This is a genomic window from Comamonas sp. C11, from assembly GCF_024496285.1.
GTDB lineage: Bacteria > Pseudomonadota > Gammaproteobacteria > Burkholderiales > Burkholderiaceae_C > Comamonas > Comamonas testosteroni_F.
In genome coordinates this window covers 112,875-130,045 of sequence record NZ_CP101743.1, presented here as the reverse complement: position 1 = coordinate 130,045, position 17,171 = coordinate 112,875, and the positions used below count along the sequence as shown (strand labels likewise).

General features: G+C 62.6%; 15 protein-coding genes. 9 read left to right on the top strand and 6 right to left on the bottom strand.

Annotated elements, in window-relative coordinates; translation table 11 throughout:
- Positions 1–40 precede the first annotated feature (40 nt).
- A complete protein-coding gene (locus tag NOX35_RS00570; RefSeq protein WP_256495380.1) occupies positions 41–1,174 on the top strand; it encodes a glycosyltransferase in 1,134 nt (377 codons plus the stop codon).
- Here NOX35_RS00570 and NOX35_RS00565 read toward each other — a convergent pair.
- Positions 1,164–1,928: a glycosyltransferase family 25 protein gene (locus tag NOX35_RS00565; RefSeq protein ID WP_182285213.1), complete on the bottom strand. Its 765-nt coding sequence runs from the start codon at positions 1,926–1,928 to the stop codon at positions 1,164–1,166. The genes NOX35_RS00570 and NOX35_RS00565 overlap by 11 nt on opposite strands.
- A gap of 75 nt (positions 1,929–2,003) precedes the next feature.
- Between NOX35_RS00565 and NOX35_RS00560 the strand changes: the two genes are divergently transcribed.
- Complete coding sequence (locus NOX35_RS00560) at positions 2,004–3,311, top strand: O-antigen ligase (protein WP_256495378.1); 1,308 nt, start codon at positions 2,004–2,006, stop codon at positions 3,309–3,311.
- On the opposite strand, the gene NOX35_RS00555 is transcribed toward NOX35_RS00560, so the two are convergent.
- Together NOX35_RS00555 and NOX35_RS00550 are read right to left on the bottom strand one after the other, a co-directional pair.
- The gene (locus NOX35_RS00555; protein WP_182285211.1) at positions 3,302–4,201 is read right to left on the bottom strand and encodes a lysylphosphatidylglycerol synthase transmembrane domain-containing protein; all 900 of its coding nucleotides are present in this window, start codon (positions 4,199–4,201) and stop codon (positions 3,302–3,304) included. The genes NOX35_RS00560 and NOX35_RS00555 overlap by 10 nt on opposite strands.
- 32 nt (positions 4,202–4,233) lie before the next feature.
- Positions 4,234–5,250, bottom strand: coding sequence for a glycosyltransferase family 2 protein (locus NOX35_RS00550; protein ID WP_182285210.1), 1,017 nt, complete (start codon positions 5,248–5,250; stop codon positions 4,234–4,236).
- Between the two features lie 265 nt (positions 5,251–5,515).
- Here NOX35_RS00550 and NOX35_RS00545 point away from each other — a divergent pair, with 265 nt between their 5' ends.
- Genes NOX35_RS00545 through NOX35_RS00535 form a run of 3 tightly spaced genes read left to right on the top strand, consistent with a single transcriptional unit; the run spans position 5,516 to position 9,236 of the window.
- Positions 5,516–6,895 carry a glycosyltransferase family 39 protein gene (locus tag NOX35_RS00545; protein WP_182285209.1) on the top strand — a complete coding sequence of 460 codons (1,380 nt, stop codon included), beginning with the start codon at positions 5,516–5,518 and terminating at the stop codon, positions 6,893–6,895.
- Positions 6,892–7,902 (top strand): NAD-dependent epimerase, encoded by a 1,011-nt coding sequence (locus NOX35_RS00540; RefSeq protein ID WP_256495375.1) that lies wholly within the window; start codon positions 6,892–6,894, stop codon positions 7,900–7,902. The genes NOX35_RS00545 and NOX35_RS00540 overlap by 4 nt, the downstream gene beginning before the upstream one ends.
- Positions 7,899–9,236 carry a UDP-glucose/GDP-mannose dehydrogenase family protein gene (locus NOX35_RS00535; protein ID WP_256495374.1) on the top strand — a complete coding sequence of 446 codons (1,338 nt, stop codon included), beginning with the start codon at positions 7,899–7,901 and terminating at the stop codon, positions 9,234–9,236. The genes NOX35_RS00540 and NOX35_RS00535 overlap by 4 nt, the downstream gene beginning before the upstream one ends.
- Positions 9,237–9,288: 52 nt before the next feature.
- Here the strand turns inward: NOX35_RS00535 and NOX35_RS00530 are convergent, their stop codons facing one another.
- The 3 genes from NOX35_RS00530 to NOX35_RS00520 form a co-directional block, all read right to left on the bottom strand.
- A complete protein-coding gene (locus NOX35_RS00530; RefSeq protein WP_182285206.1) occupies positions 9,289–10,509 on the bottom strand; it encodes an ATP-binding protein in 1,221 nt (406 codons plus the stop codon).
- On the bottom strand, positions 10,509–11,258 hold the full coding sequence (locus tag NOX35_RS00525) for a response regulator (protein ID WP_182285205.1): 750 nt from the start codon (positions 11,256–11,258) through the stop codon (positions 10,509–10,511). Before NOX35_RS00525 ends, NOX35_RS00530 begins: the two co-directional genes overlap by 1 nt.
- A 124-nt stretch (positions 11,259–11,382) precedes the next feature.
- Positions 11,383–12,741, bottom strand: coding sequence for an MFS transporter (locus NOX35_RS00520; protein WP_034351291.1), 1,359 nt, complete (start codon positions 12,739–12,741; stop codon positions 11,383–11,385).
- 103 nt (positions 12,742–12,844) lie between these two features.
- On the opposite strand from NOX35_RS00520, the gene NOX35_RS00515 reads away from it, so the two are divergent.
- From NOX35_RS00515 to NOX35_RS00500, 4 genes are all read left to right on the top strand, one after another.
- Positions 12,845–13,540: an AraC family transcriptional regulator gene (locus tag NOX35_RS00515; RefSeq protein WP_182285204.1), complete on the top strand. Its 696-nt coding sequence runs from the start codon at positions 12,845–12,847 to the stop codon at positions 13,538–13,540.
- Between the two features lie 113 nt (positions 13,541–13,653).
- Positions 13,654–14,526 (top strand): DMT family transporter, encoded by an 873-nt coding sequence (locus NOX35_RS00510; protein WP_256496969.1) that lies wholly within the window; start codon positions 13,654–13,656, stop codon positions 14,524–14,526.
- 37 nt (positions 14,527–14,563) lie between these two features.
- Positions 14,564–15,397 carry a M48 family metallopeptidase gene (locus NOX35_RS00505; RefSeq protein ID WP_182285203.1) on the top strand — a complete coding sequence of 278 codons (834 nt, stop codon included), beginning with the start codon at positions 14,564–14,566 and terminating at the stop codon, positions 15,395–15,397.
- A gap of 95 nt (positions 15,398–15,492) precedes the next feature.
- The gene (locus NOX35_RS00500) at positions 15,493–17,169 is read left to right on the top strand and encodes an acyl-CoA dehydrogenase family protein (protein WP_256495372.1); all 1,677 of its coding nucleotides are present in this window, start codon (positions 15,493–15,495) and stop codon (positions 17,167–17,169) included.
- Positions 17,170–17,171 lie beyond the last annotated feature (2 nt).

Here is a 17,171-nt window from a genome sequence, read left to right as displayed (position 1 = left end):
AATAGACGCAAATGATCTGTGCAGATTGTCCATCAGAACAATGAACCCACACTCTTTCCCCGAGCCAAAAACTGACGCTACAACGCCGGCCCGAATCCTGCACTTTGTGACCGGAGGATTCTCCGGCGCCACCCAGGTCGCGGTGGACCTGAGCCTGGCCGCACTGCGCACGCCAGGCTATGAAGCTCTGCTGGTGCTGCGCCGCAAGCCCAGCACGGATGAACACAAGATCGATGCACTGCGCCAGCAAGGCCTTCAGGTCAAGGTCGTGTCCAACTGGCTGCATGCATTGACTGTCTGGGAGCTGCGCAAGATCATTCGCGAGTTCAAGCCCGATGCGATGTTCGCCCATGGTTTCAGCGACCATATCTGGGGCCGGCGCGCGGCGGCGGCCGAGGGGGTGGCTCATATCTTTCATGTGGAGCACAACTCGCGTGAGCGCTACACGCCGCGTCGTCTGCGCCAGGCCCTGGCGCTGGAGCCGTTCACCCAGGCCCATATCGGCGTCTCTGAAGGCGTCAGAACCAGTCTGGTCGAACGAGGTTTCCCGGCCGAAAAATGCATTGCCATCTGCAACGGCATCGACCTGACGCGCTTTGCTCAAGACGCCATGCCCCAGCTCTGGCAGGAACGCGAGCCGGCCATTTACATGGCGTCGCGCTTTGCGCGCCAGAAGGATCACGACACGCTGATCAGGGCCATAGCCGCTCTCAGGCAGCGCGGCCTGACGCCCACACTCTATCTGGCCGGCGCAGGCAAGCGTTCGCTCAGGGCCAGAGCCGAGCGGCTGGTGGCCGAACTGGGACTTGAGCAGCAGGTTCGCTTCCTGGGCAATGTCTCGGACCTGCCCCAGCGACTGTCCAGAACTCAGATCTTTGTTCTGGCTACGCACTGGGAAGGCATGCCTCTGGCGCTGGTGGAAGGCATGGCCGCAGGCTGTGCCTGTGTCGTCTCCGATGTCATCGGAGCCCGGGAAGTCGTCACCCCCGAGGTGAACGGCCTGCGGGTGCAGGAGTCAGACCCCGACTCCATGGCGGATGCACTGCAAAGACTGCTTCAGGACCCTGCCCTGGCCCAGCGCCTGGGCTCGGCGGCGCGTGCTCACGCACTCAGCCACTATGGACGCGAGCAGATGTGGGGCCAATATCAAGGGCTGCTGCCGCTCAAGGCTTGAGCACCGCCGAGACCTGGGGTTTTGCCGCCCGGAAATTGCCCCAGTTCAATGCCAGCTTCATCTTGAATTTGCGCATTTTTTGCAAACGACTCGCCGGTGCTTCTTTTTGGGCCCAGATGCTGCTGATCTCGCTGGTGTCATCCAGAGCAATGACCGAGGGGTAGACCCCGTACACACGCAGGTCGTTTTCAAACCAGAAGCGGATATCCACATCCACCGGCCTGTCGAAGGGAACACGTGCGTCCAGCATCTTGCGGGCCCCGGAGCGGCTGATGACGTAACCAGCGGCAAAACTGGGCACCCGCTGATAGGAGATCAGCTGCAAAGACCCTTCTACCAGCGGACCCTGGTCGGCTATTTTTTCCGGCTCGCGCCCGTAGAGCTTGATCATGTCCCAGCTGCCATCGGCGGGCAGTGCTTCAATCGCCGCCAGCGCCTGGGGCAAATCCGGCAGAAGCCGCACGTCATCCTCGAAGACGGCCATGGCAGGAGCGTCGCTAGCCATGAGTTGCTGCCATGACCTCAGATGGCTGGCGTAACAGCCCTTCTCTCCGTTGCTCAGGGGTTTGAAGTAGCGGCCATGGCTTTGAGGCGCACAGAAGTAATGTCTTTGCTCGGCCTCGGACAGATCCGCCCACCACACTGCAGGCAAGCGCGATGCCACCAACCCCATTTGTGCAAACTGGGCGGTCATACGCTCGCGACGCTCCGCGTCCTTGGACAAATTGATAAAGACAATGGGTAATGAGGACATACACTTCTGCACCGGACACAAGACCTGCAGTGTAGGTTGAAGCCCATTGCCTCGCAGAAGAACCCGATCACAACTATGAATGTGCCTACACCCGTCACGCCTCAACCCGGCCAGCCCGGCAAGCGGGCTGCTGTCTTTGCCTATGCCCTGGATGCCGCCTGCTTTGCATTCTTTGCACTGAGTCTTTGCGTACCTTCGGGCTACTCCTACGGCTCCACGGCCCTGGCTCTTTTGACTCTGGCCGGCTCCATCGCCGCTCGCCCCAAGGACCCAGCTCGACGCGAAACCTTGGTGCTGCTGGGGCTGATGCTGGTGTTGGGCCTGCTCTGGAGCCTGTCCTTCGATCGCTGGTTCTCGGCGGCCGGCTGGGGCTATGGTGCGAAGTACGCGCTGGCCGCGCTCTGCCTCTGGTATCTGAGCAAAACAGGTATCCGGCTCAGGGCCATTGTCTGGGGCCTGGCTCTGGGGAGTGTGGGTGCTCTGGCGATTGCTGCATATCAAGCCGGCGTGCTCAAGATGCCACGTGTCTCCGGCTTTACCAATGCCATTCAGTACGGCGGCATCGCCATGTATCTGGGTTTTGCCACCTTGTCACTGGCTTTGCTGGGCCGCTGGAGCAAGTCTCAAACAATAGCGCTGGGACTAATGGGTACATGCGGGATTTATGCGTCCTTTCTTTCCGACTCACGCGGCTCCTGGGTCGTGATCCCGCTGCTGATTGCGGCCATCTGGCTGATGGCATGGCTCAATGGCTACAAGCGTCTGGCCAGCATGACGGCGGCCGCGATGCTGATGCTGGGGCTGATCGTTGCCATCCCTGCCTATCAAAAGCTGGAACAGCGCAGCGCCGAAGCCTCACGGGAAGTCTCGCAGTATCTGCAGGACCCTCAGAAATATGCAGTGACCTCGGTCGGCCAGCGTCTGGAGCAATGGCGGCTTGCCATACATCTGATCGAGCAGCGCCCCTTCAGCGGCTGGGGACTGGCCGGCTACCCTGCGGCCAAGCAGCAGATGGTCGATCAAGGCCTGGCCCACCCCTCGGTCATGGAATATGGGCATGCGCACAATGAAATCCTGGACATGTGGGTCAAGCGCGGGCTGCCGGGGTTGATCCTGCTGCTGGCGTTCTATGCCGTACCCGCCGCCATTTTCTGGCCCACGCAGCGCCGTCTGGCGTGCGCCGATGCAGCGCAACGCTCCAGGCTGCTGGCTTTGCGCGCAGCCGCCACACTGCTGCCACTGGCCTACTTCGGGTTTGGCTGGACCCAGGTGTTCTTCGCGCACAACAGCGGAAACATGTTCTATATTTTCAGCCTCGCTGTGCTTTGGGGCGGTATTTGCAGATTGGAAACCCGGTCTGCAATCACAAAAACTCAGTCCTGAGACCTGCTTGGGAAGCCCAGGGCCAGAGCTCCCAGAGCCCCTTGGCCCAGGGCAAAGACGCCATACAGGAGCCCAACCCCGACCGCTAATACCGCAGGCACTCCGAAGGGCGCCAAAGCTGCCACTGCAGCGGCTTCACGGGTGCCCCAGCCGCCCACGCTCACGGGCAGCGCAGCCATCAGAAACACGGGGGCGATGACAAAGGCCCATACGGCCAGCGGCAAATGCAGGTCCAGAGCCATGGCCCCACATGCCAGCGCACCAGCAGACAGCAATTGCACCAGGGCCGAGGATGCGGCCTGCACCGACAGTTGCAGCAGGAAGTTCGGGCTGCTTGCCGCCACGCGCACAGGCTCCAGCCATGCACCAGGCAGCTTGAACCAGTTGCTGCGCAGGCCCTGCAGAACAATCCAAGGCAGCAGCAACCACAGCACGATGACGGCAAGCAGCAGGGCGATGAAGACTGCGGTATTCATGTGTACCCAGGGGGCCAGCGTGGAAGCACAGGCCACCGCTCCCAGACCACCGATCGCGCACAGCATCCACAGACCGCTGACCCTATCCAGAATTACCGACAGATTGCTGGCCGCCTTGGTCTGGCCGGTCTTCTGCAGCGCAATCGCACGATAGACATCACCGCCCACAACCGCGCCCGGCAGCAGCACATTCAGGCCGATGGCCTGAAAGTACCACCGCATGCCTGAGGCCACCGACATCTCGGCCCCAAGCCATTGGGCCATGGCACGCCAGCGCCATGCCGACACCGCATTGGAGGCCAAGGAGACCGCGAAGCCCCCCAGCAACCACCAGGGACTGGCCTGCTGCAGCCGCCCCCACAATTGCACGGGGTTGGCGAGATAGATGACGGCAGTCAGCAAAGCGATGCCCATCAGGGCTCGGACAACCGCCTTACGCGCCTTGCTCACAGAACCGTGGTCTCGGTTTTCGCGGCCTTGTCTGCAGGCTTGTGTTCAACAGCGCCGTAATCCTTGGCGTGGTACTGAAGGCCGCTGCCCGACTCGTAATAGATGCGCGTCAGCAGCTCGCCGATCAGGCCCGCCGCGATGAACTGCATGCCCATCAGCACCAGCATGACCCCTGCCATCAGCAGGGGGCGGCCGCCAATCGATTCACCCATGATCTTCTGCGCCAGCAGCCACAGCAGGATCAGCACGCCAGGCGTAGCCATCCACAGCCCCATGCCGCCGAAGGCATGCAGCGGACGCTGGCGGAAGCGCATGAAAAAGACAATGAAGATCAGATCCAGAATCACCCGGAAAGTGCGATCTATGCCGTACTTGGAGACACCGCGCGTGCGCGCATGGTGACGCACCGGAATCTCCGTGATACGCGCGCCTGCATCACGTGCCAGCGAGGGAATGAAGCGGTGCATCTCGCCATACAGGCGGATGCGGTCAATGATCTCGCGGCGATAGGCCTTCAATGCACAACCATAGTCGTGTAGTTGCACATTGGTGAATTTGGAAATCAGGCGGTTGGCCAGCACCGAGGGCAGGCGGCGCGACAGGGCCTTGTCCTGGCGGTTCTTGCGCCAGCCCGAAATCATGTCCACATCGGGATCGTTTTCCAGACGCTCCAGCAACAGCGGAATATCGCCAGGCTCATTTTGCAGATCTGCATCCAGGGTCACCACATAGCGGCCGCGCACCCGGTCAAAACCGGCCTGCAAGGCACTGGACTGACCGTAGTTGCGCACCAGGCAGACGGCACGCACCCAGGGATGCTGTTCGGCCAGCTCGCGCAGACGTCTTGCACTGCCATCCGTCGATCCATCGTCCACCGCAATCAGTTCGTAGCTCAGTGACTGGGTACGCATGGCCTCGTCAATGCGGGCCACCAGATCGGGCAGATTATCGAACTCGTTATAAACGGGAACAACGATGGAAACTTCGGGATTGGAATCGTGCACGGACGTCATGCTGAATGATTGAGGATAACAGTCACCTATACTAACTGAATACCCTAGGTGCCATTTGCGCCAGGCCCTTTGTTTGGCCTGCAAAGCCAAGCGCAATCGTAAGTGCGCACTATCAAAACATGTGCACTCGCCAAATCCTATGGCATCAAACTCTTCGATTTCTATTCGCCCCGACTGGCAGCAAGCCCTATATGCCAAGCCATGGATATGGCTGGCTCTTTTGGTTTGTGCCCATATCGTTTCCCGCATCAGCATTTCAGCAGGCATGAAATGGGATGAGTCCGAACAGATTCTCTGGGCCCAGCAATTGCAGCTGGGTTATGGCCCACAGCCGCCTCTGTATACCTGGATGCAATGGGCGGTCTGTCAGCTTCTCGGCCCTTCGGTGCTGGCTCTGGCATTGCTCAAACATCTGCTGATTGCCCTGGCCTATTGCCTGGCATGGCTGGCTGGCCGGCAGTTGCTCAATGAGAAAGGTGCCTGGTGGGTTGCCGCAGGTCTGCTGCTGATGCCGCCCTTCGGCTGGGACTCGCTGCGCGACCAGACCCATACGGTGATGGTGATGGTGATGGCCATGGGCTTGTGGTGGGCCGTGCTGCGACAGGTGCAAAGGCCGCAAGCCATCAATTTTGTTCTGATTGGCCTCTTCTGCGGTCTGGGCATGCTGTCCAAATACAGCTATGCCATGCTCATTGGCGCCTTGTTCGTGGCCTCCATGACGGTGACGCAGGTACGTCGCACCATCTTCGCCAGGGGCTGGTGGCTGGCTCCGTTGGTGGGCTTGCTGGTGTTTGCGCCCCATGCCTTCTGGCTGGCCTCGCACTGGGGCATGGCAACCACCGAGACCGTACAGAAGATGTCCATCTCCACCGAGGCCTCGCATCTGAAAGGTCTGGGCAATCTGCTCAAGGCCCTGCTTGCCACCCTGGGCCTGTGGCTGATTGCCGCTCTGATCAGCTATCGCTCCAGACTCTGGAAGCCCGGCACCGACGCGTCTTTGCCGGGCCAGGAGTGGGCCTGGCCTTTGCTACGCAACTACCTGCTCATCATTGCCATCTGCCTGCTGGGCATGGTGCTGGCGGCAGATGTCACGGACTTCAAGCAGCGCTGGATGCTGCCTCTGACGGCTATTGCCCCCTTGGCCTTGTATGTCCGGCATCCGGCGCTTCTGGAGCAGGGCGTGGGCCGGATGTTCACCTCCTTCGTCGTCGTCTTTGCGCTGATCTTTCTGATCATGGCCACGCTGCGCCCCTGGCAGGGCGGTCGCAAGAACGATCCCGACGAACTCAACCATCCGGTCAAGACGCTGGCCCAGGAACTGCGCAAGGCCGGTTATGACGGCAAGGGCGTCATCGTCGGCTCGGACCACATGATGGCGGCCATGCTGCATTCGCAGTTCCCGCAAACCTACGCCCTGGGCTGCTCCGCTGGCGCACAGCTGAGACAGTGCCTGTCTCAGGCCAGCGCCGATACCGCTGACGGTCTGCTGTTGATTACACGCGCCGACAAGCCCGTCGAGGGCTGGTGGGAAGGCATCTTCACCACACAGGCAAAAACCGCGCTGCAGACGCTGAGCATCCCTTTCGAGAAAATGCCTGCCAGCGCAACACCTGCTCAATACCAATATCTCTGGATTGCCCCATGAATCCCGTTCTGATCACCGGTTGTGCCGGCTTTATCGGCATGCATTGCGCCAAGCGACTGCTTGAGCAAGGCGTGCCCGTGGTTGGCATCGACAATCTCAACAACTACTACGACGTGGCGCTCAAGCATGCCCGCCTCGACGAGTTGCGCCCGCACGCCCACTTCCGCTTTGTGGAGCTCGATCTGGCGGACCGACAAGGCATGGCCGACCTGTTTGCCGAGGTAGCCCCCAGCAAAGTTCTGCACCTGGCTGCACAAGCCGGTGTGCGCTACTCCATCGATCAGCCCGACGACTACACCGACTCGAATCTGCTGGGCTTTGGCAATATCTTGCAAGGCTGCCGCAAGCACCAGGTCGAGCATCTGGTCTATGCCAGCAGCTCCAGCGTCTATGGCGGCAACACCAAGATGCCGTTTGCCGAAAGCGATGCGGTCGACCACCCCATCAGCTACTACGCAGCCACCAAGAAGGCCAATGAGCTGATGGCCCATAGCTATGCGCACCTGTATGGCATTCCCACCACAGGTCTGCGCTTCTTCACGGTATACGGCCCCTGGGGCCGCCCCGACATGGCCTTGTTCAAGTTCACCAGGGCCATGCTGGCGGGCGAGAGCATCGATGTCTATGGCGAAGGCAGGCTGGTGCGCGACTTCACCTATATCGACGATATCGTCGAGGGCGTCATGCGCGTGCTGGACAAGCCAGCCACACCCGACGCCAGCTATGACAGCCAGAACCCCAACCCAGGCACCAGCACCGCGCCCTATCGCATCTTCAATATCGGCAACAACGCACCAACCTTGCTGATGGACTACATCGCCGCCTTGGAGGGCGCCCTGCAAATTACCGCCCGCAAGCAAATGCTGCCCATACAGCCCGGAGACATGCACAGCACATCGGCGGACACACGAGCCCTGCAAGCCTGGGTCGGCTTCTCGCCGGCCATGCCCGTGGCCACCGGCGTGCAGCATTTTGTGGATTGGTATCGCTCTTTTTATCGCGTATGAAAGTTACTGTCTTTGGTACCGGCTATGTCGGTCTTGTGCAAGGCGCCGTGCTGGCCGACGTAGGCCACCAGGTGCTTTGCGTGGATGTGGATGAGAAGAAGGTAGCGGCACTCAAGGCAGGCCAGATCCCCATCCATGAGCCTGGCCTCGATGCACTCGTCATCAGCAACCAGCAACTGGGCCGTCTCCAGTTCACGACCAATGCTGCGGAAGGCGTGGCACACAGCGAGTTGATCTTTCTTGCCGTTGGCACACCGCCCGATGAAGACGGCAGTGCCGACCTGCAATATGTGCTGGCCGTGGCCCGTACCATCGCCCAGCACATGGACGGCCCGCGCATCGTCATCAACAAATCGACCGTGCCCGTGGGAACGGCGGACAAGGTCTCGGCCGTGATTGCCGAAGGCCTTGCAAAGCGCAATCTACAGCACCCTTTCGATGTGGTGTCGAACCCCGAGTTTCTCAAGGAAGGAGCGGCAGTGGGCGATTGCCAGCGTCCGGACCGCATCATCATAGGTACCGGCGATCCGGCTTCCGAAGCCAAGCTGCGCGAGCTCTACGCTCCCTTCAACCGCAATCGCGACAAGATTGTGATGATGGATGTCCGAAGCGCCGAGCTGACCAAATATGCGGCCAATGCCATGCTGGCGACCAAGATCAGCTTCATGAACGAGATTGCCAACCTGGCGGAAAAGCTGGGTGCCAATGTGGAAGCCGTGCGCCGCGGCATCGGCAGCGACCCGCGCATCGGCTATCACTTCATCTACCCGGGCGTGGGCTATGGCGGCAGTTGCTTTCCCAAGGACGTGAAGGCGCTGATCCACACCGCCAGGGAAGTCAATTTCGAGCCTCTGCTGCTCAACGCCGTGGAAGACCGCAACCACGCCCAGCGCAATGTGCTGTTCGAGCGTATCAGCGCCTTCAACGGCGGCCAGCTTGAGGGCAAGACCATCGCCGTCTGGGGCCTGGCTTTCAAGCCCAATACCGACGATATGCGCGAAGCGCCCAGCCGCAATCTTCTGGAGTCGCTCTGGGCCGCCGGTGCCAAGGTGAAAGCCTACGATCCCGTTGCCATGAAGGAGGCCCGCCGCATCTACGGCGAGCGTGCCGACCTGCAACTGGTGGATAGCCCCCTGGCTGCCGTGCAGGATGCAGACTGCCTGGCCATCGTGACCGAATGGCAGATCTTCCGTGCGCCGGACTTTGACCTGCTGGCCTCAACGCTGCGCGACAGAATGATTTTTGACGGCCGTAATCTCTACGAGCCTGCCCTGCCTGCCAGCCATGGCCTGGGCTATGTTTCCATAGGCCGCCCCGCTCAGCCGCCGCGCTGAAACAAAAAGCCCCGCAGGCCGAAACCTGCGGGGCTTTTTTCCGGGCAGCGGCTCAGGACAGCGGCAGGCAGATCACAAAGCTCGCACCGCTGCGGCCGTCCTGGCGCGCCTCGCAGTGCACGGTGCCGCCATGGCGCTCGGCAATCGAACGCACCAGCGACAGGCCCAGGCCCACGCCGCCGGAGCGCTCGCTGGCCCCGGGCAGGCGATAGAACTTCTCGAAGATGCGCTCGCGCTGCGCCTTGGGAACGCCAGGGCCGTGATCCTCGACACGGATCAACGCCATGCCGTCCTGCCTGGACAGGGACAGCGTGATCTCGCCCTCGCTGTAGCGGCGCGCATTCTCCAGCAGATTGCGCACGGCACGGCGCAGCAGTTTCGCGATGCCTTGCACCTCAAGCGGACCATCGGTCTGCATCTCCAGATCGGCATCGATGCGCGCGCATTCCTCGGCCGCCAGACCGATCAGATCGACCGACTCCACCGTACCTACATCGACCTCGCTGGAGTCAAGCCGGCTGGCCAGCAGGATCTCGTCGACCAGTTGGTCAAGCTCGCCAATATTGCGCTGGATCTCGGCCTTGGCGCGTGTGCTGGCAGGGTCATTGCCCATGAACTCCAGGCCCATGCGGATGCGCGTCAATGGCGAGCGCAGCTCATGCGAGGCATTGGCCAGCAGAGACTTGTGAGACGTCATCAAGGTTTCGATGCGCGCTGCAGCAGCGTTGAACTGGTGCGCCAGATCCGCCACCTCGTCATGACCATGCTCGGGGACACGCACCGACAGGTCGCCCTCGCCAAAGCGCTTGACGCCGCGCTGCAGGTTTTCCAGACGCTTGAGCAGGCGGCGAATGATGGGGAACACGCCCACGACCACCGCCACGCCGACCAGGCCCAGCATCCACAGAAAGCCAAACGGCGGCCGCAGCCAGAAGGCGACGGCACCATCACGCGGGGGAGGGCGTCCTTCACGCCACTCACGTGGTGCCATCCACAGCTCATAGACCTGCCCGTCCCTGGCGGCAATTTCAAAACGCACGCCATCTACGGGCGAACCAGAGATGCGGTTGCCGCGCCCCTCCACCAGCACCTCGCCCTCGGGGCCTTTGAGCACCATCTCGCGCGAGGGCGGTGTGGTGCTGTTCTGCGCGCGCTGTTCCTCGGCGATATTCCAGGCCCAGGCCACGCAGAGCGTAAGCACGGCCACGCCGACCACCACTGCCAGCCAGATGCGCAGATACAGGCGCTGGGAGAAAGCATGCAGCAACTTCATCAGTCTTGTTGCTTGGCAAAAACGTAGCCCACACCGCGCACCGTGAGAATGCGCTTGGGAGCCTTGGGATCGGCTTCAATAGCGGCGCGGATGCGACCCATATGCACGTCGATGGAGCGGTCGAAGGCCTCCAGTTCGCGGCCGCGCACGGCTTCCATGATCTGGTCACGCGTCAGAACGCGGCCGGCGCGCTCGGCCAGTGCCACCAGCAGGTCGAACTGGTAGGAGGTGAGGTCGGCCTGTTGCTCACCCACCGACACGGTGCGGGCATCGCGATCGATTTCGAGGCTGCCGAAGCGCATGACGGCATTGGCCGGCGCCGCCTGGCTATCGCTGCCTTTGCGGCGCAGGATGGCGCGAATGCGGGCCAGCAGCTCGCGCGGCTCGAAAGGCTTGGGCAGATAGTCGTCGGCGCCCAGCTCCAGACCGATGATGCGATCCATGGGATCGCCCTTGGCGGTCAGCATCAGCACGGGGACCTGTGCCGGAGTACCGGGCATGGAACGTATGCGGCGGCAGACCTCGAGACCGTCCATATCGGGCAGCATCAGGTCAAGGATGACCAGGTCGGGCAGCTCGACCGAGCCACCATCGCTGGGCTGCAGTTGTTCCAGGCCACTTTTGCCGTCAGCCATATGGGTCACTTCCAGGCCGTTATTGCCCAGGTAATCGCTCACCATTTGCGCCAGGCGAACGTCATCCTCAATCATCAGAAGTTGGTGCGTGCTCATAGGGGGCAGTGTAGTCATGCTCGCGCCTCGGTATTTCCTCAAGACGTCATGCTGCAGCACGCAGATGACCTGCTCTTGTCTGGTGCGTAAAGTTGGGTAAACGCTGAGCCGCTCAAAAACAATAGCTGTCAGTGCTTGCTCATCAAGCGTCAGAGCCAATTTTCACTCTGGATGCCAGGAAAATCAGCAGCAGCACGGGGAACCCCATCAACGCCGTGGTGTGGAAAAACGCCTCGTAACCATAAGCATCGACAAACGCCCCCGAGAACCCCGCGAGCCACTTGGGGGCCAGCAGCATCATCGAGCTGAACAGCGCATATTGCGTGGCCGAGTACTGCACATTGGTCAGGCCCGAGAGATAGGCGATAAAGGCCGCCGAGGCGATTCCCCCGGCGAGATTGTCGGCGCTGACCACCCAGACCAGCGCCGAGACATCATGGCCGCGCGTAGCCAGCCAGGCAAACAGAATATTGGTGCAGGCCGACAGCACCGCGCCCAGCATCAGCACGCGCATCACGCCCCAGCGCACTGCCATGGTTCCGCCCACAAAGCCACCCAGCAGCGTCATGATGACGCCGAACACCTTGGTCACGGCGGCCACCTCTTCCTTGGTGTAGCCCATATCCACATAGAACGGATTGGCCATGATGCCCATGACCACGTCGCTCACGCGATACAGGCCGATCAGCGCCAGCAGCAGCAACGCCTGCCAGCGGTAGCGGCCGATGAAGTCGGCAAACGGAGCAATCAACGCGCCCTTGATCCACTCGGCCGCATTGCGTGCCGGCGCCATGGGACGAGCTTCAGGTTCGGGAGAGAGCAGCACCGTGATCATGCCTACCAGCATGCTTGCCGCCATGGCCGTATAGGCCACATGCCAGGCCTGCACCATATAGCCCTGCACATCCCCCTGCACCTGTGCCGCCACCCACAGCACGCCGGCACCGGCCCAGATCATGGCCAGGCGATAGCCGGTCTGGTAGGTGGCAGCCAGAGCCGCCTGATCGTCGACCTTGGCGGACTCGATGCGATAGGCATCGAGCGCGATATCCTGCGTGGCCGAGCCGAAAGCCACCAGCACCGCGCACAGCACCAGCGGCTGCAGGGATTGCTTGGGGTCCATGAACGACATGCCGAGCAGGCCCGCCACGATCAGCAACTGCGAAAACAACAGCCAGCTGCGGCGCCGCCCCAGCATGCGCGTCAGTGCCGGCAGGGGCAGACGATCCACCAGCGGGGACCAGACCCATTTGAAGGCATAGGCCAAACCCACCCAGCTCAGAAATCCTATTGTCGTGCGATCGATATCGGCCTCGCGCAGCCAGAAGCTCAAGGTTCCCAGCACCAGCAACAGCGGCAGGCCTGCCGAAAAACCCAAAGCCAGCATGCGCAGGCTGGTGGGCTGGGCATAGACCTTGAAGGCCTGGCTCCAGCTGCGCTTGGGCTTGATGACGACATCTGCGGAGGAGGGGTTGCGACTTGTTTGGGACGACTCGGTCATGGTCTGGTTCTCTGAGGCAGAGGGCATTATCGGTTGCCCGCGCCAGTCGCCGGGCGCTACCATTACCGCGACCGTCGTCTCTTTCTGTAAGCAGGATTGCCCCATGAGCCGTGACACCGCATCTCCGCGCCCTGTGCTTGACCAGGCACAGACCTCGGTGCGCAGCTACAGCGGCGAGCATCAGGCCCATGCCCATGACCATGCCCAGATTCTGTTTGCGCTGCAGGGCCGCATGGAGCTGGAGGTCGGCGGCAGACCCAGCTTTGTGGACAGCGCCTGCGGCATGGTCATACCCGCAGGTGCCGACCACGGCTATCTGGCAGCACCGCAGACCCAGGTGCTGGTGATCGACGCGCCCATGACCGAGGGGCTGGACAAGCTGCGCCGCTTTGCCGTGCCCCCGGCGTTGCGCTTTCCTCAGTCAAGCCTGTCGGCTGCCGCGCAGATGGCGCTGGTGCTGCAGGCTCCCACCTTGCTGCAGCGGCGTGGACTGGATCTGCTGCGGCTGCAGCAGCAGGTCCAGGCCGCCTTGCACGAAAGCTGGCCCACAGTCAGACTGGCGGGCTTGATGCACCTGAGCGTGGCCCAGTTCCATGCCCGTTTTGTAGAGCTGACGGATCGCACGCCGCAGGACTGGATTCGCGGCCTGCGCCTGGACGCCGCCGTGTTGCAGCTCAAACAGGGGGCGGCACTCGAAGCGACCGCCCTGCGCTGCGGCTACGCGTCGGCCAGTGCCCTGGCCTATGCATTGCGGCGCGAGCGCGGCGTGACATCGCGTCAGCTGCGTAAGCCGCGCTGAGCCGACGCACTCACTTCAAGCGTTTCTCGATAGATGGCCGACCAGAGCCCGAGCATGATGGCCTGCTCATGTCCTCCACTTCAGCTTTTTCGTCCTCCTTGCCCCGTAGCACTCTGGGCCCTGTGGGACTGGTACTGGCCGCCGCCATGCTCTGGGGCACCACGGGCACGGCCCAGCATTTCGCGCCTGCACAGCTCTCGCCCTACTGGGTGGGTGGCCTTCGCATGGTCATGGCCGCGCTGTTCTTTGTCGCTCTGGCGATGGTTCTGGACAGAGGCCATGTGCGCCAGCCCATACGCTGGGCGCGTGTTCTGTTCTGCGGCTTTTGCATGGCCATCTACAACCTCAGCTTTTTTGCCGGCGTCAAGGCCAGCGGCGTGGCTCTGGGTACGGCGCTGGCCATTGGCAGCGGCCCCATCTGGGCCGGTCTGATGCAGGCCGTGGTGCGAAAGCGCATGCCCAGCGCCCAATGGTGGCTGGGCACCTGCACCGGCGTGGGCGGAGGCATTGTCATGGCGCTGGCCGCCACCGACAGGCAGCATCTGCCGTGGGCGGGCATGGCCCTGTGTCTGCTGGCCGGACTGTCCTATGCCGCCTACGCGCTGGTCAACCAGGCACTGGTGCTGCAGGCGCGCGTGGCCACGGTCAATGCCTGGGTCTTTGCCAGCGCGGCCCTGCTGTCGCTGCCTGTTTCCGCCTGGCTGGGCGGGCCGCTGCAGATCCGCGCCGAGGGCTGGGCTGTGGTGATCTATCTGGGCATGGTCGCCACCGGCCTGGCCTATCTGCTGTTTTCCGTGGGCCTGCGTGGCATGTCTGCCGCTACCGGCGTGGCCCTGAGCAAGGCCGAGCCGATCACAGCCTTTATGCTGTCGCTGCTGGTGGTGGGCGAGCGCCCCGCCTGGTGGTCGGTGATCGGTCTGCTGGGCGTGATCGGCGGCCTGTGGCTGGTAGTGCAGGCAGAGCGCAAGACTGCAGAAACCGTCTGACCCGAGTCCTCACCGGGCTCGCATAGACTTGGCGCTCATGCACGCCCTCATCTCATCCCTGCGCCTGCCCGCCCCCCGCAACTGCCTGCTGCCCGCACTGGTCTGCGCTGCGCTGATGCACGCGCCAGCGCAGGCTCAGGTTGAGGTAGGCAAGGCATCGGTCATGCGCCAGCTGGTGCCGGCCGAGACGCTGGAGAACTCCGCAACCCAGCAATACCAGGAGCTGCTGCAAAAGGCCAAGGCCCAGGGCGCGCTGGCAGATGCCGGCAACCCGCAGCTGCAACGCCTGCGCAGCATTGCCCAGCGCCTCATCCCTTATGCCGCGCAATGGAATCCGCGCGCCAGCCAATGGCGCTGGGAGGTCAACCTCATAGGCAGCAAGCAGATCAACGCGTTCTGCATGCCCGGTGGCAAGATCGCCTTCTACACAGGCATCATCGACCAGCTCAAGCTCACGGACGACGAGATCGCCATGATCATGGGCCACGAGATGGCCCATGCGCTGCGCGAGCATTCGCGCGAGCAGCTGGCCAAGAACCAGGCCACCAGCATAGGCATATCGCTGGGCGCGCAATTGCTGGGTCTGGGCGATATCGGCAATGCAGCTGCCCGCCTGGGCGGGCAACTGCTCAGCCTCAAGTTCAGCCGCAACGACGAAAGCGATGCCGACCTGGTCGGACTGGAGCTGGCCGCCCGCGCCGGCTACAACCCGCAGGCCGCCGTGAGTCTGTGGCGCAAGATGGGCCAGGCCACGGGCGAAGGCGGCATAGGCTTTCTCTCTACCCACCCGACAGGCCCCGATCGCATCCGCCAGCTGGAAGGAAACGTGCCCCGCGTCATGGGCTTGTACGAGCAGGCACGCAGGCGCTGAGCACCGGTCACAAGGCGGTTGAAAACCCGCTTTGCGTCAGCCATGACGCGCTCTATATTGGCCTGTGACGAGCGCACAGCCACAGGAGTGATCGCATGCAGGCCCTGGACACCCATGAAGTCTTCAACCAGTTCGACGAGTTGACCGACGTCAACCTGCTGCAGGCTGACACGGCCTTGCAGGAAGTGCTGCAGCGCCAGCAGGCCCAGAGCTTTGTTCCGGCCCTGAGCCGCTTTGCGCAACAGCTTGGCGAGAAGCACAACTGGGAGCATGCCGAACTCGCCAACCGCCATACGCCCGAGCTGCAGCGCTTCGACGCGCGCGGGCGTGTGCTCGATGCCGTGGAATTCCACCCCAGCTGGCATCGCCTCATGCAGCTGTATCGCGCGCAAGGTCTGATCTCCTTGCCCTTCGAGAGCCAGGGCCGCGGTCGCTGGAGCGCCTGGGCCGCCGGCTTTTACCTGCACGGCCAGGTGGAGCAAGGCACGCTATGCCCGGCCACCATGACCACAGCGGCCATCCCCGTGCTGCAAAAAGAGCCAGCGCTCTGGCGCCAGTTGCAGGCCCAGTTGTTCAGCCACGTGTACGACGCGCGCGACCTGCCCTTGAGTCAGAAAAAATCCATCTGGATAGGCATGGGCATGACGGAGAAACAAGGCGGCTCGGACGTGCGCGCCAACACCACGGTGGCCCGACCGGTCCATGAGGGCGGCCGCGGCGGCGAGTATCTGCTGCGCGGCCATAAATGGTTTTTCTCGGCCCCCATGTGCGACGCCCATCTGGTGGTGGCGCGCATGGCCACGGCAAGCGGTGAGCTCGGCGGTCATGCCTGTTTTTTCGTGCCGCGCTGGCGCCCTGATGGCAGCAAGAACCCGGTGCGTGTGCAACGCCTCAAGGACAAGGTCGGCAACCGCAGCAACTCCAGCTCGGAAGTGGAGCTGCAGGACGCCTGGGGCATTCTCATGGGCGAGGAAGGGCGCGGCATTCCCACCATCATCGAGATGGCCAGCTACACGCGACTGAACTGCGTGCTGGGCAGCGCGGCCATTGTGCGCAGCGCCACCGTGCAGTCGATTGCCTATGCGCGTCAGCGATCGGCCTTTGGCAAACATCTCGCGGATCAGCCGCTGATGGCCACCGTGCTCGCGGACCTGACCCTCGAAAGCGAAGCCTCCATGCAGCTCGCCATGCATCTGGCGCAGGCCTATGAGCTGGAGGCCGAAGGCGATCTGCTGGCTCGTGCCTGGAAGCGCATCATGACTCCGGCCGCCAAGTTCTGGGTCTGCAAGCGCTCGGTGGAGATCACGGGCGAAGCCATGGAGGTCTTTGGCGGCAACGGCTATGTGCAGGACAGCATCGTCTCGCGCCTGTTCCGTGAAGCGCCGGTCAACTCCATCTGGGAAGGCTCGGGCAATGTGATGTGCCTCGACGTGCTGCGTGCCATGGGCCGCGAGCCTGAAGCCGCGCGCCTGCTGTTGCAGGATCTGGATGATATGGCTGCCGGCCAGCCCCTGCTGACGGCGATGGCGCAATCGCTGGCCAGGCGCCTGTATGCAGCCCCCGATGCACTGGAGCCTCAGGCCCGCCGACTGGTGCAGGACTTGTGTCTGCTGGCCCAGGCCTGCCTGATGCGCAGGCATGCGCCCGCCCCCGTGGCTGATGGCTTCATCCACACCCGCCTCGGCGCGCAGAACGGAGCCATGGTGGTAGGAGCATTCGACCCGGCAGGGCTGGACATTGCTGCCATACTTCAGCGCGCCCTGCCCGTCTGAAT